Source organism: Oleiphilus sp. HI0066 (assembly GCF_001635725.1).
The window spans coordinates 1-1215 of sequence record NZ_LWFH01000473.1 but is presented as its reverse complement, the minus strand read 5'-3'; the positions used below and the strand labels follow the sequence as shown (position 1 = coordinate 1215).

The following is a 1215-nucleotide window of genomic DNA, read 5'->3' as shown; positions in this document are numbered from 1 at the left end:
TTGAGGGCGACTAGAAAGGTCTGTTTTCGATTCACTTAACTCAAGTGAGTTCACCCCGTAAGCTATTGCTGGCTGATGAAGCTTAACGTGATCATAGGCATCAACCCAATGCCCGCCCGACATGCCGCGACGCTCTGCAAACACGATGCTTGCTTGTTTGTCGTGTTTGAGCAATTCATCAGCAAATGCCAATCCCATCGCACCAGCACCGATGATCAAATAGTCCGCCTCTAATTGTTTTATTTCGGACATAGTTCCTCCTATAACAAGGTCTGTATACAATAAGCACCATAGCGCTACCGAGAGGTTTTATGACTTAGCTTCTGAAAAAGCATGTCGCGCAAGAACATAAAAGGAATATAACGAAACAAAGCTAAACACCAACGCTGGCACTAATCCTAAAATGCCCCATATATTGGTTTCACCGAGTCGATTATCACCGAAGGTCAAAGCTCTACTTGCCGAAAGCATCCCGCCCCAATAAAACATGGTGTTGCCATAGCCCGCGCCTACAATCATCCAAAACAGCTTTTTCTCTAGGCGCTCTGGTGCATTCAATCCCCATAGCAACAGTGCGACAACAAAGATCATTAAACCGTTCATCAAGCCACCCGCATGAGCTCGAGCCCATCCGCGATCGCTACCGAATAGTTCAAACTGCACAATATAATTAGGAAATATCTCAAAGCCGCCTATCAGTTTCATAACTAAACCGATACCAGCAATAAGACCGATTAACATAATGATCGCGCCATGCCCGACCATACGCTTCTGAAGAGCGTTCATAGACTTACCTGTTTGCTTTTATTATTTGAACAAATTGATGAGTTTTCAATTTTAACATCGATCAGTGAGTAGGCAGTGAGACTAAAAAAGACTGCCAGAAGCTGTAGACAAGAAAACGAGTTAGAACCGCGCATTTATAAGACCTTTCAAGAATTTTGTTAATAGACTTTGTAGACAACCATGCCGCCGGTTGCTGAAAAAGTTACCGAAATAACTGGAGTATTCCTGATCAATTTTTGTTGTAGTAGTTCACACAAATAAGGCGTTGAGTCGTATTGCGCTTGTAAATTTAAAATCATATTCTGTCTGAAGGGAAGTAAGAGAGACCTGTTCGGCTCACAAAATGTGCTTTAATGGTGCGCTACCTATAATAAGTCTCAATCTTATTAGAAGCCTAATGAAACAATAGCTTAACAAGCCAAACCAAAA

General features: G+C 42.3%; 2 protein-coding genes. Both read right to left on the bottom strand.

What is annotated here, in order from left to right; translation table 11 throughout:
• Positions 1 to 252, bottom strand: a 252-nt coding sequence (locus tag A3738_RS06745; protein ID WP_156504021.1) for an NAD(P)-binding protein, incomplete at its 3' end; no start/stop codon positions are given.
• 57 nt (positions 253 to 309) lie between these two features.
• Positions 310 to 786, bottom strand: coding sequence for a styrene-oxide isomerase StyC (gene styC / locus A3738_RS06740; protein ID WP_068480124.1), 477 nt, complete (start codon positions 784 to 786; stop codon positions 310 to 312).
• Positions 787 to 1215: the final 429 nt, after the last annotated feature.